Raw genomic sequence first — 12,593 nt, forward strand, 5'->3', positions numbered from 1 at the left:
GATAACTTTTACAAAACAACCAACAGGCCTGTCATGAACGTCAAGCAACTGCGCGCCTTTGTCGCTGTGGCCAAATACCAGAGCTTCGCCCAGGCCGGTGAACACCTGCATGTCTCGCAACCGGCACTGAGCCTGACCATCAAGGCCCTGGAAGAAAACCTTGGCGGCGCCCTGCTCAGCCGCACCACGCGCAGCGTCAGCCTGACTGCCGAGGGCGAGGTGCTGCTGCCGCTGGCACGGCGCCTGCTGGCCGACTGGGACGACACCGAAGAAATGCTGCGCCAGCGTTTCACCCTGCAACTGGGCCGGGTTTCGGTGGCGGCCATGCCGGCCTTTGCCGGCAACCTGCTGCCCCACTCGCTGAAGGTATTTCGCCAGCGTTACCCGAAGGTCAACGTCACGGTGCACGATGTGATCAACGAACAGGTGCAGGAACTGGTGCGCCATCGCCGCGTCGAACTGGGCATCGGCTTCGAACCGGACAACAACGATGGCCTGGATTTCCACCCGTTGTACATGGACCGTTTCGTCGCCGTGGTGCCCGCCGATTCGCCCTTGGCGCAGCTGCCCCAGGTCAGCTGGGCACAATTGCTGGCCGAAGACTTCGTGGCCCTGCAACGCCCTTCGGCGGTGCGCCTGCTGATGGAGCAGAACGTGGCCGCCCGCCACGGCAAACTCGCGGTGGCTTTCGAGAGCCATCAGTTGTCTACCGTCGGGCGCATGGTCGCCAGTGGGCTGGGGGTCAGTGCCGTGCCGGCACTTTGCATCAATCAGATGCAGGAACTTGGCGCCCGCTGCGTGCCCTTGGTCGAGCCCACGGTCGAGCGCCGCATCGGTGTGATTGCTCTTAGCGAACACAAGCTTTCCACGGCAGCGCAAGCGCTGCTCGAGGTACTGCTTTCCAATACCCGCATCCCGGAGGTGACATGCGTTACGTGAAACTGGCAGGTTCGAGCGTTCCGGCCATCGGCCAGGGCACCTGGTACATGGGTGAAGATCCGGCTCGCAAGGCGGCCGAGGTGGCGGCCCTGCAACAGGGTATCGAACTTGGCCTGAGCCTGATCGATACCGCCGAGATGTATGCCGAAGGTGGCGCGGAAGAAGTGGTTGGCCAGGCCATTGCCGGGCGCCGCGACCAGGTGTTCCTGGTCAGCAAGGTGTATCCGCACAATGCCAGCCTGCGCGCCATGGCCGCCGCCTGCGAGCGCAGCCTCACCCGCCTGGGCACCGACTGCATCGACCTGTACCTGCTGCACTGGCGCGGCCAGCACCCACTGGAAGAAACCGTCGAAGCGTTCGAGCGCTTGCGCGAGCAAGGCAAGATCAAGCGCTGGGGTGTTTCCAATTTCGATGTCGACGACCTGCGCGAACTGCACAACCCCGATTGCGCCACCAACCAGGTGCTGTACAACCCGGCCCAGCGTGGCATCGAGTTCGACCTGTTGCCGTGGTGCGAAAAGCGTGCGCTGCCGACCATGGCCTACTGCCCGCTGGCCCAGGCCGGGCGCCTGCTGCAGCACCCGGTGCTGGCGGAAATCGCCGAGCGCCATGGGGCCACGGTGGCCCAGGTCAGCCTGGCGTGGGTGACACGCAATGACGGGGTGATAGCCATCCCCAAGGCCGTGACGCCCGAGCATGTGCGGTTGAATGCCGCTGCGGGTGCGCTGACCCTGACCGGCGAAGACCTGCGGGCGATCGACCGGGCGTTCCCGGCACCGACGCGCAAGCAGCGGTTGGCGATGGTGTAGCGACTGTCGCGAAGATAACTGAATTCGCAAGCAATCCTCGTACCCTGTGGGAGCGGCTTTAGCCGCGAAGAATCCAGCGCGGTGCATGGCACCGGCTGCGCCGGTGTTCGCGGCTAAAGCCGCTCCCACAGGGACCGCGCAAAAATCAGGGTTTTGCGTGAGGTGCCGAGGATCAATGGAAATCCCGGCTGCGTACATCCAGCCCTTGCAACAACGGGCTCACATCCTCCAACCGCCGTGCTATCAGGTGGCGCACGCCATTCTCCTGCTCCAGCCGCCCGCTGACCTTGAGCAACTGCGCCCCCACCAGTGCCCGCCGCTGCCGTTCGGCAAGCGCCCGCCACACCACCACATTGACCATGCCGTGCTCGTCCTCAAGGGTGACGAAGGTCACGCCGCTGGCGGTCTGTGGCCGCTGGCGGCCCACCACCAGCCCGGCCACGGCAATGTTGTCACCATGCCCGACATCTTGCAGCTCGCGCGAACTGCGACAGCCCAGGGCCCGCAGGCGTGAGCGCAACAAGGTCAGGGGATGCGGCCCAAGCGTGGTACCCAGGGTCTGGTAATCGGCCATCAGGTCCTCTGCCACACTGGGGACGGGCAGTTCGACGGTACGTTCCGGCAAGGCTTCGATATCGGCGAACAAAGGCAGCTGCGGCTGCACCGCCGCCACCTGCCAGCGCGCCTGATGCCGGTCCCTGGCCAAGGCGCGCAGCGCGCCGGCATCGGCCAGGTGGGCGCGGGCACGCGAATCGAGCCCGGCACGCAGGCACAGGTCTTCGACATCGCGCCATGGCCGCTGTGCCCTCGCCTGCTCCAGGCGCCTGGCATCGGCCTCGGCAAGGCCGCGTACCAGGCGCAAGCCCATGCGAATGGCCAGCACCTCTCCAGGCTCAGGCTCGAGCGTGCAGTCCCAGTCACTGTGGCACACATCGACCGACCTGACCTCGATACCCTGGCGCCGGGCCTCTTGCAGCAACTGGTCGGGGCTGTAGAAACCCATGGGCCAGCTGTTGACCAGCGCGCAGGTGAAAATCGCCGGTTCATGGCACTTGAGCCAGCTGCTGGCATAGCACAACAAGGCAAAACTGGCCGCGTGCGATTCCGGAAAGCCATAACTGCCAAAGCCCTTGATCTGCTCGAAGATGCGCTCGGCAAACGCCAGGTCATAACCATTGCGCAACATGCCCTGCACCAGCCGCTCGCGGTGCGGTTCCAGGCCGCCGTGACGCTTCCAGGCGGCCATGCTGCGGCGCAACTGGTCGGCCTCGCCCGGGGTGTAGTCGGCCGCGACCATCGCCAGCTCCATCACCTGCTCCTGGAACAGCGGCACACCCAGGGTGCGCTCGAACACTGCCTTCAGTTGCGGCGAGGGATAGGTCACCGGTTCCTGCTTCAGGCGCCGGCGCAGGTAAGGGTGGACCATGTCGCCCTGGATCGGCCCGGGGCGGACGATGGCCACCTCGATGACCAGGTCGTAGAACTTTTCCGGCCGAAGCCGCGGCAACATGGCCATTTGCGCGCGCGATTCGATCTGGAACACGCCCATGGTCTCGGCACGGCTGATCATCGCGTAGGTGGCCGGGTCTTCGGCGGGGATGGTCGCCAGGGTCAGGTGCCGGCCACGGTGGCGTTGCAGCAGGTCGAAGCAACGGCGCAAGGCGCTGAGCATGCCCAGCGCCAGCACGTCGACCTTGAGCAGGCCGACCATGTCCAGGTCGTCCTTGTCCCACTGGATCACCGTGCGCTCCGGCATCGCGGCATTCTCCACCGGCACCAGCTCGTCCAAGGGTTGCTGCGAGATGACGAACCCGCCCGGGTGCTGTGACAGGTGCCGAGGGAAGCCGATCAGTTCGCCGGCCAGCACCAGTACCCGGCGCAGCGAAGGGCTGCCCGCCTCGAAGCCGGCCTCGGCCAGGCGCTGGTCGTCGGGTATGCGATCGCTCCAGCGGCCACAGCACTTGGCCAGGGCGTCCACCTGGTCGGCGGGCAGCCCCAGCACCCGCGCCACATCCCGCACCGCACCGGCGGCATGGTAGGTGTTGACCACCGCAGTGAGCGCCGCCCGGTGCCGGCCATAGCGGCGGAACACATACTGGATCACCTCCTCGCGCCGGTCGTGCTCGAAGTCCACGTCGATGTCCGGCGGCTCGTTGCGCTCGCGCGACAGGAAGCGCTCGAACAACAGGTGGTGTTGCATGGGGTCGAGCTCGGTGATGCCCAGCACGAAGCACACCACCGAGTTGGCTGCCGAGCCCCGCCCCTGGCACAGAATGCGCTGGCTGCGGGCGAAGGCGACGATGTCGTGCACAGTCAGGAAGTAGCTTTCGTAGCCCAGCTCCTCGATCAGCGCCAGCTCCTTGGCCAGCACATCCCTCACCTTGCTGCTCGGCCCGTTTGGCCAGCGCGACGGCAAACCCTGCTGGCACAACTCGCGCAACCAGCTTGCCGGGGTATGCCCCTGGGGCACCAATTCGCAGGGGTACTGGTATTTCAATTCGCTCAGCTCGAACTGGCAGCGCGCAGCGATGGCCAGGGTCTCGGCCAGCAAGTCGGCGGGATAGAGTTCGCCCAGTTGCGCCTGGCTGCGCAGGTGCCGCTCGCCATTGGCAAACAGGAAGCGCCCGGCCTCGGCCACCAGGCAATGCTGGCGAATGGCGGTCATGCAATCTTGCAGGGCGCGGCGACCGCGCACGTGCATGTGCACGTCGCCACAGGCCACGGCGCGGATGCCGACCCTGGCCGCCAGGCTACGCAAGCGGTCAAGGCGCAAGGTATCGTCACTGCCGCGGTGCAGGTGCACCGCCAGCCACAGGCGCTCACCGAACACGCCGTGCAGCCACTGCCCGGGGGTGGCATCGCCGCTGTCATCGGCAACCCACAATGCCAGCAGGCCCTGATGGTGCTGCTGCAGGTCATCGCGAAACAGTTGGTACTCGCCCTTCTGCGCCCGCCGCCGGGCCCGGGTGATCAGCGCGCACAGGTTCTGGTAGCCGGCCAGGTCCTGCACCAGCAGCACCAGCCTGGGGCCGTCCTGCAACTGCACTTCACTGCCCACGATCAGCCGCAGCTGGTGTTCCTTGGCCGCCTGCCAGGCACGGACGATACCCGCCAGGGTGCATTCGTCGGTGATCGCCAGCGCCTGGTAGCCCTGTTCACGCGCGCGCCGGAACAGCTCGTCGGCGCTCGACGCGCCGCGCTGGAAGCTGAAGTTGGACAGGCAGTGCAGCTCGGCATAACCCGGGGTGTTCATGCGAACCAGCCCTGCAGCCACAACGGGCCGGCCTTGCCCAGGTCGCGGTAGGCCCAGCCGCGCAGGCCGTCACGGGTTTCGATACGGTAATAGTCGCGGCGCACATCGCCGCCATCCCACCAGCCCGATTCAATGCGCTCGGCATGGCCTTGCAGGCGATAGCCGCCTTCGTCCAGCGCCATGGGGGCCGACAGCAGCCAGCCAGGGCGGCTGCCAGGAACGACCGGCATGCTGCCCTGGGCACCCTGCTCTACCGCTTGCCAGGCGCATTCGGGGCGATGATCGGCTGCCGCGCTCAGGCCCTTGACCGCCTCATCCCCCAGGCGGGCGCGTAGCCGTTCGCGCAATTGTTCCCAAGGTTGCGCCTGCTGCGCACGGGGGTCGAACAATGCCTGGTGTTGCGGCACGAAGGGTGGCAGGTCCTCGGCAACCAGCCGCAGGTTGCGCACAGGTGCGGGAATACGTAGCGGCTCCAGGCGCCCGCGCGCCAGTTCGAACAGCATCGCAGCATCGCGTTCGGCGGCCAGCAGGCCTACCTTCAGCAAGGTATCCGGCCCTTCGGCATGCTCCAGGTGCAGGCAGAAACGCTGCACGCCACAGTCACGCCCGGCGAGGAACGCGGCAAGGTCGTTGAGCATGCGCCGCAGCGGGAACAGCAGGGCCTGGTGTGATTCGACGTCGAAGTTCAGCTCCAGCCGGGTCTCGAAACGGTCCGGGGGCTGGTAAAAGCCCAGCCCCAGGTTGCGCAGGCCGAGCAACTGGTCAAGGTGCAGCTGCACCTGGGCCGGAAAGCGCCTGGCCAGGCTGTCGCGGGGCAAGGCCAACACCTGGCTCAACTGGCGCAGGCCCATGCGGGCAAAGGCCTCGGCAGCCTGCGCAGGCAGGCCGATACGCTCGATGGGCATGCCCAGCAGCGCCGCACGGGTGGCATCGGCATCCATCACGGCCAGGCCATCGTGAGCATTGGCGAGCATGCGCGCCGCCACCGGGTTGCTGGCCAGGACGATGCGTTGGCGCAAGCCCAGCTCCGCCAGCTCCTGGCGCAGGCGGGCCTCGAACAGCGGCCAGGGGCCGAACAGCTGCAGGCTGGAACCCACCTCCAGCAACAGCGCCCGTGGGTAGTGCAGGCTGACCTGGGCACTGAAGCGGTAGGCCCAGGCTGCCAGCAACTGCTGCACCTGGTCGATGCGCCTGGGGTCGGCTTCGACGCAGCTGAAGCCATCGGCCAGCGCACGCGCCGCCGTCAGGGTTTGCCCGGCCTGCAGGCCGAGCGCCGCCGCCGCCGGGTTGACCGCCTGCAGCACGCGTCGCTGGGTCGGCCCGCCAAGCAGCACCAGGGGGGTATCGGGGTCGTCACGCTCACGCAGGACCGTGTCCAGCGCCAGCTGCGGAAGCAGGATGCAGGCCCAGAGCATGTTGCATCAGCCCCGCCCCGGGCAGGCGATGGGCAGCGCCGGTGGCATGCCACCACGGCTTTTCAGCACGCGCCATTGTGCCGGGCGGGTGTCGACGGCAATGCGCAGCGCCGCGGGTGAAGGGTTGTGCGCCGCCTGTTGCGGCCGGCAGGCGAAGGCCAGCGCCTGCCCGGTTTCGGCAGCCACCTGCAAGCGCCGCAGGGCGCGGTCATCGGCACGTTCCGGCCAGCACAGCACCGCCGCGCAACTGCCGGAGCGCAGGCACTGCTCGGCGGCCCACAGGGCATCGGCAGGTGCGGCATCCACCTGTACCAGCCAGCGCAGGTCCACCCCTGCGGCCTGCCAGGCCGGGGCGTAAGGAATGAATGGCGGTGCCACCAGCACGATTCGGCTGGCTTCAGCGCTCAAGCGGGCCAGGGTCGGCCACAGCAGCTGCAATTCGCCACAGCCGGGGCTGGCCAGCAACAGTTCGCTGAGCGCAGCCGCCGGCCAGCCACCTTCCGGCAGGCATTGGTCAAGGGCGGCATGGCCCGTGGGCTGCAGGCCGAGCGGCCGCGCCTGGGCCTGCCGACCGCGCCATACCCGGCGCTGGTCGAGCAACCTGTCGAGGTCGACCACCGCGCCCATCAGTCACGCCTCAGCAAGCCGCAGAACACGCCTTCGATGAAGAACTCCTGTTCAGGCCGCACATCGATGGGCGCATAGGCCGGGTTGCGTGGCAACAGCCGGTAATTGCCACCCTGGCGTTGCAGGCGCTTGATGGTCACCTCGCCGTCCAGGCGGGCGACCACGATCTGGCCATCGCGGGCGTCGGCCTGCTGGAGGATGCCGACCAGGTCGCCGTCGAAAATGCCGTCGTCGATCATCGAATCGCCACGCACCTTCAGCAGGTAGTCGGGGGTACGGCGGAACAGGCTGGGGTCGAGCAGCAGTTGCTCGTGAATGTCGAGGTCCGGGCCGATGGGGGCGCCTGCCGCCACCTGGCCCAGCACCGGCACTTCGAGGATTTCCGGGCGGCGCAGCCGTTCGGCCAGGCGTATGCCCCGCGCCTGGTTCGGCGTGACGTCGATGTAGCCGGCCTGGCACAGGGCGGTGATGTGCTTGCGCGCCACGCTGCGCGAGGCAAAACCGAAGCGCGTGGCGATATCGGCCAGGCTCGGCGGCTGGCCATGGTCGGCGATGCGCTCACGGATGAACTCGAAGATGGCGCGGCGTTTTGGGGTAAGATTGTCCATGGAGCACATTTGTACTCTTTTCCGAGCACGCTGAACAGCCCCCTTCGTCGACGGCTTGGCGGCTGCGTTCAATAGCTGGGCTGATACTCCAGGGAAAAGGCTGATGCGTTTGGATGGCGAAATGGGTTTACCCCTGTTTCACCCAGCCACAGGCGCATGCTCGGCCATCAACTCGATCATCCAGTCGATAAATACCCGCACCTTGGCGCTGACATGGCGATTGGGCGGGAATGCCAGGTACATCGGCATTGGCGCCATCTGCCAGTCTTCAAACAGCGGCAGCAGCTCGCCGCTGGCCAGGTGCGGTCTGGCCATGTACTGCGGTAGCCAGATTATCCCCAGGCCAGCCAAGCCGGCGGCAAGGTACGCATTGCCGTCGTCGACCATCAGCTGCGAGCGGCCGTGGGCTTCCATGCGCTCCTCGCCCCGCTGCATCGCGTAGGGCAAGGCTTTGCCTGTACGAAACCAGAGGAAGCCGACGGTGTTGTGTCGGCTCTCTTCTAGCTCACGGGGATGCACCGGCGTACCGAAGCGCTGCAAATAGCCGGGCGCGGCATAGATGCCGAGTTTCAAATCGCCCACGTGCCTTGCCACCAGGGATTGATCGGTAATCTCGCCGCCACGCACCACGCAGTCGACGTTTTCACCAATGATGTCGACGATACGATCGCTCACGCCCACAGTCAGCTGAATTTCTGGATAGCGTGCAAAGAACCCTGGCAAGGCTGGTATGAGCAGCATTCGCGCCAGTGGGCTGGGGACATCCACTCGCAGCCGCCCGCGTGGTGTCATCGACGCGCTGGACAAACTGGTCTCGGCGTCGTCCATGTCGACCAGCAGCCGGACGACGCGTTCGTAGTAGGCCGCACCGTCGGCGGTGACATTCACCTTGCGTGTGGTGCGGTTGAGCAGGCGCACACGCAGCCTCGCTTCCAGTTGCTGAACGAGCTGCGTCACGGTGGTCTTGCTCATGTGCAGCGTGGCTGCCGCCTTGGTGAAGCTGCCGGTTTCCACCACGCGGACAAATGCCTGCATTGCATCGAAACGGTCCATTCCACGTCTCACTCGCGCCTGGATTGTTTGGATTATACAAACAGTCATGGCCAGCGCTGCCCGTTTATTCAGGCCGGCGGCCTTTCTTATAGTGACTTCACCCTAATCACCGGGCCGCCAGGGCCCCGAACGAGGTATGCAATGCCCAGCAAACGTGATGTCGTCTTCCCGCCTGATCGCCATGCTTTGTATGAGCTCCACCGCTACTCGCCAGCGATTCGTTCCAACGGTTTTCTGTTCGTTTCCGGCCAGGTAGGTAGCCGCAAGGACGGCTCGGCCGAGCCGGACCTCGCGGCGCAGGTTCGCATGGCCTTCGCCAACCTCAATGCGATCCTGTCCGAAGCCGGCAGTAGTTTCGAGGATGTGGTTGACACGACCATCTTCATGGTCGACCCCGACTCGAAATTCGAAACCATCTGGGAGGTGGCGGCCGAGTATTGGGGTGAAGCCCCCTACCCGACAGTGACCGCTATCGGCGTGACTTGGCTGTCGGGCTTCGACTTCGAGATCAAGGTGATCGCTAAACTACCGCAATGATGCTGAAGGCTATATGGCTGGTCCGGCAACCTGACTGCGGAGGACGGTGTGCGGGAAGCCCTCGCGAGGATCCGCACCATCGTTCCGGCGATGCAGCGCTCCAATAGACCGGATAGTGGAAATATATTTTGCGCGCTAAATATTAAAACGCAATATCGAACCCAGACAGCAAGCAGTTGCTGATCCCCAGCTTTGGCATTTGCTGACTCGACGCGCAGGCCTCAACCTCGCGTTCGAGCACAGCTCTGCCAAGGCTGCCGTACTCCAGTACACTCAGGAAGTCGCGTAGCTGACGTGACTCCAAAGGCAAAGAATCTTCCTTCTGGCCCGCCCATGATTTTGGACCTGGATACCCAATGCTGACTGCCCTGCTGTTCGACCTCGACGGAACCCTCACCGACACTGACACCTTGCATCTGCAGGCCTTTCGCCAACTGCTGCGCGAGCATGACGGCCGCGAGCTGAGCCAGGCGCAGTTCGATGCCCAGGTCAGCGGCCGCGCCAACGGCGAGCTGTTCGCCGAGCTGTTTGCCGGTGCCAGTGCCGAGCAGTGCCAGGTGCTGGCCGACCGCAAGGAGGCGCTGTTCCGCGACATGTCGCCGGCTCTTGAGCCGATGCCGGGCCTAGTGCGCCTGCTGGAACATGCCCAGGCTCGTGACATCGGCATGTGCGTGGTGACCAATGCACCGCGGCTGAACGCCGAGCACATGTTGAACGCCATGGGCCTGGGCCAGCGTTTCGCGCACGTGCTGGTGGCCGAGGAACTGGCACGGCCCAAGCCGGACCCGCTGCCTTACCTGACCGGGTTGCAGCGGCTGGGTGCCGAGGCCGGGCAGGCACTGGCCTTCGAGGATTCGCTGCCGGGGGTGGCGGCAGCGAGTGGCGCGGGGATCTTTACCGTGGGCGTGGCCACTACGCAGACGCCGGAGCGGTTGCTGGCAGCGGGGGCCGGATTGGTGATCGATGATTTCAACGACCCGGCGTTGTGGGCGTTGATCGAGCGTCGGGCTTGAGGTATGTGGTGGATTTGAGATCGAGCGCCGCCCGCGCGGCGCTTCGCAGCACAAGGCTGCTCCTACATCTGTTTCGGGCCAGTTATTCCTGAGGCGAAAGCGCGCGGTCCCTTGGCGTCCACCTCGATATCGTGCCGGGCAAACAAGGCGGTCGCGTGCATTGGAACAGGCGATACTGGCCCGAAACAGATGTAGGAGCAGCCTTGTGCTGCGAAGCGCCGCGCGGGCGGCGCTCGATCTCAAATCCACCATAACCCCCAAGCCGCACACCCCAGGCCCCGATGCTGATCGACGAAGAACTGACCCTCAAGAAGCTGGAAACCTTCCTCGCCTTCATGCGCACCGGCAACCTCGGCCGCGCCGCCGCAGAGCTGGCCACCAGTGCTGTCAGCGTGCACCGCGCCATCCACTCGCTGGAAAGCGCACTGCGCTGCCCGCTGTTCAAGCATGAAGGCCGCCAGCTGATCCCGCTGGAAAGCGCCTACGTGCTGGAAAAGAAAGCCCGCCAACTGATCCAGGACGCCGAGCAGATGGTTCGCCTTACCCGCGAGGCCGCCGGCTTCTACGCCGAGCGCTTCCGCCTGGGTGCGCTGTACTCGCTGACGGTGAAAACCGTACCCAAGCTGGTCATGGGCCTCAAGCTGCGCCGCAGCGAACTCAACATCGACCTGACCCTGGGCTCCAACGTCGACCTGCTGCAGCGCCTGAAGAACCACGAACTGGAGGCCATCCTCGTGTCGCTCGACGAAAGCGTCAGCGACCCGGCCTGCGAGCAGTTACCGCTGTTCTCCGACGACATCTTCCTTGCCGTGCCCATCGATTCACCCTTCGCCGAGCAGGCCGAGGTGGACCTGGCCGACCTGGCCGACTCCACCTTCATCACCCTGACCCAGGGCTTTGCCACCCACCGCGATGGTGCCCGGGTGTTCCAGCAGGCCGGCTTTGAACCCAAGGTAGCCATGCAGGTGAACGATATCTTCACCCTGCTGAGCATGGTCAGCTCGGGCGTGGGCTTTGCCTTGCTGCCTGGGCGGATCGCAGCGGTGTATGAAAACCGGGTCAGGTTGATTGCCTTGAAGCCGCAATATCGCTTGCAGCAGCATATTGGCGTGGTGTTCCTCAAGGCGCGGGAGCGGGAGCCGAACCTGCTGGCGTTGCTGGCGGAGTGCCGGATGTACAGCCTGGAGCGCTGAAGGGCTGCGGACACAGCTTCTTTTGTTGTTTGCTGCACTGGCCTCTTCGCGGGTGAACCCGCTCTCGTAGAACAACACATGACTCATTGGTTCGGCGAGGTTCTGTAGGAGCAGCCTTGTGCTGCGAAGAGGCCGGTACTGACAAAGCCTGTCTGTTGCTTGTAGCGCCCTCTTCGCAGCACAAGGCTGCTCCTACAAAGGCCGCGTCAGACGAGCGATATTTGTTCTCTGCGCGACAGCGCAGCCCAAAAGGGCTGGGTTATCTCCCACAGGTACCGAGCAAGCCTCGGGCAATGCACTTTCCCTGTGGGAGCGGGTTTACCCGCGAAGAGGCCGGTACAGGCTGACTCAAACAATCAGGGCCCGCTGCACATCCCCCACCGTTGTAGCCAGGCTGTTCAGGTGCAGGTTCAACACCCGCTCCACCGGCGCCTGGTCCAGCGGCCAGTGCAAGGCAATGCTCCCGGCCAGGCGCCCTTCGGCATGCACCGGCAGGGCAATGGCGCGGATCAGGAACGGCAAGCGCACCGGGTACTCCCAGTGCCCTTCGGTGCGCTGGCCGAACCCCTTGTTCGCTTCCTCCTCGATATCGCGCAGCACCGTCTCGTCGCCCACCCGCTCATGGGCCGCCAGGCGCTGCACTTCATCGACCGCCAACTCACCCAGGCATGCCCGTCCCATCGCCGAGTGGAACAGGCTGGCATGATGCCCGACGATCTGGCAGGTGTGCGGGTAACGCTTGCGCAATACTTGGGGCACAGCGCTTTCCATCACCTCCAGCCGCTCGCCGTCGAAACACGACAGGTCGGCCACCAGCCCGGTGCGCTCGCTCAATTCCAGCAGCATGGGCGCGGCGTGTTCCACCAGGCGCCGTTTGAAACGCAGCTGGCGGTCACCGAACAGGCGCCGCGCGCACAGCCGGTAACGCCTGTCGCTGAGGCCGCGGTAAACCCAGCCCTGCTCCTGCAAGGTGGCGAGCATGCGCGACACCGTGGCCTTGGGCAGCGCCGTCAGGTAATGCAGTTCTTCCAGGCCCAGCGCCTGGTGTTCGCCAAGCAGGTCGACGATGGCCAGCGCCCGTTCCACCGAACGCACGCCGCCACTGTCTGCCGTGATGCCCATGAGTGTGACCTCCCTGTAACTGGA

The 12,593-nt window shown here is 65.4% G+C and carries 11 protein-coding genes; 5 read left to right on the forward strand and 6 right to left on the reverse strand.

What is annotated here, in order from left to right; translation table 11 throughout:
- Window positions 1–33: 33 nt before the first annotated feature.
- Complete coding sequence (locus tag M1D87_RS14155; RefSeq protein WP_013972722.1) at window positions 34–939, forward strand: LysR family transcriptional regulator; 906 nt, start codon at window positions 34–36, stop codon at window positions 937–939.
- Window positions 927–1,748, forward strand: coding sequence for an aldo/keto reductase (locus M1D87_RS14160; protein ID WP_013972723.1), 822 nt, complete (start codon window positions 927–929; stop codon window positions 1,746–1,748). The genes M1D87_RS14155 and M1D87_RS14160 overlap by 13 nt, the downstream gene beginning before the upstream one ends.
- A gap of 172 nt (window positions 1,749–1,920) precedes the next feature.
- On the opposite strand, the gene M1D87_RS14165 is transcribed toward M1D87_RS14160, so the two are convergent.
- The 5 genes from M1D87_RS14165 to M1D87_RS14185 all read right to left on the reverse strand — a co-directional run bounded on the left by M1D87_RS14165 (window position 1,921) and on the right by M1D87_RS14185 (window position 8,704).
- Window positions 1,921–5,001 carry an error-prone DNA polymerase gene (locus M1D87_RS14165; RefSeq protein WP_123084071.1) on the reverse strand — a complete coding sequence of 1,027 codons (3,081 nt, stop codon included), beginning with the start codon at window positions 4,999–5,001 and terminating at the stop codon, window positions 1,921–1,923.
- Complete coding sequence (locus tag M1D87_RS14170) at window positions 4,998–6,416, reverse strand: Y-family DNA polymerase (protein WP_123084070.1); 1,419 nt, start codon at window positions 6,414–6,416, stop codon at window positions 4,998–5,000. The genes M1D87_RS14165 and M1D87_RS14170 overlap by 4 nt, the downstream gene beginning before the upstream one ends.
- A 6-nt stretch (window positions 6,417–6,422) precedes the next feature.
- Window positions 6,423–7,043 carry a translesion DNA synthesis-associated protein ImuA gene (gene imuA, locus M1D87_RS14175; protein WP_025339259.1) on the reverse strand — a complete coding sequence of 207 codons (621 nt, stop codon included), beginning with the start codon at window positions 7,041–7,043 and terminating at the stop codon, window positions 6,423–6,425.
- Window positions 7,043–7,651 carry a transcriptional repressor LexA gene (gene lexA / locus M1D87_RS14180; protein ID WP_013972727.1) on the reverse strand — a complete coding sequence of 203 codons (609 nt, stop codon included), beginning with the start codon at window positions 7,649–7,651 and terminating at the stop codon, window positions 7,043–7,045. Before lexA ends, imuA begins: the two co-directional genes overlap by 1 nt.
- Window positions 7,652–7,789: 138 nt before the next feature.
- Window positions 7,790–8,704: a LysR family transcriptional regulator gene (locus M1D87_RS14185; RefSeq protein ID WP_061304487.1), complete on the reverse strand. Its 915-nt coding sequence runs from the start codon at window positions 8,702–8,704 to the stop codon at window positions 7,790–7,792.
- 141 nt (window positions 8,705–8,845) lie between these two features.
- Between M1D87_RS14185 and M1D87_RS14190 the strand changes: the two genes are divergently transcribed.
- The 3 genes from M1D87_RS14190 to M1D87_RS14200 all read left to right on the forward strand — a co-directional run bounded on the left by M1D87_RS14190 (window position 8,846) and on the right by M1D87_RS14200 (window position 11,447).
- A complete protein-coding gene (locus M1D87_RS14190) occupies window positions 8,846–9,241 on the forward strand; it encodes a RidA family protein (RefSeq protein WP_123084069.1) in 396 nt (131 codons plus the stop codon).
- A gap of 356 nt (window positions 9,242–9,597) precedes the next feature.
- Window positions 9,598–10,254 (forward strand): HAD family hydrolase, encoded by a 657-nt coding sequence (locus M1D87_RS14195; RefSeq protein ID WP_061551812.1) that lies wholly within the window; start codon window positions 9,598–9,600, stop codon window positions 10,252–10,254.
- 281 nt (window positions 10,255–10,535) lie between these two features.
- Complete coding sequence (locus tag M1D87_RS14200; protein ID WP_003260483.1) at window positions 10,536–11,447, forward strand: LysR family transcriptional regulator; 912 nt, start codon at window positions 10,536–10,538, stop codon at window positions 11,445–11,447.
- A 348-nt stretch (window positions 11,448–11,795) separates the two neighbouring features.
- Here M1D87_RS14200 and M1D87_RS14205 read toward each other — a convergent pair whose 3' ends face one another.
- Window positions 11,796–12,569, reverse strand: a complete 774-nt coding sequence (locus M1D87_RS14205; RefSeq protein ID WP_061304489.1) for an IclR family transcriptional regulator — start codon at window positions 12,567–12,569, stop codon at window positions 11,796–11,798.
- Window positions 12,570–12,593 lie beyond the last annotated feature (24 nt).

The sequence above is a fragment of the Pseudomonas sp. SA233 genome (assembly GCF_054792385.1).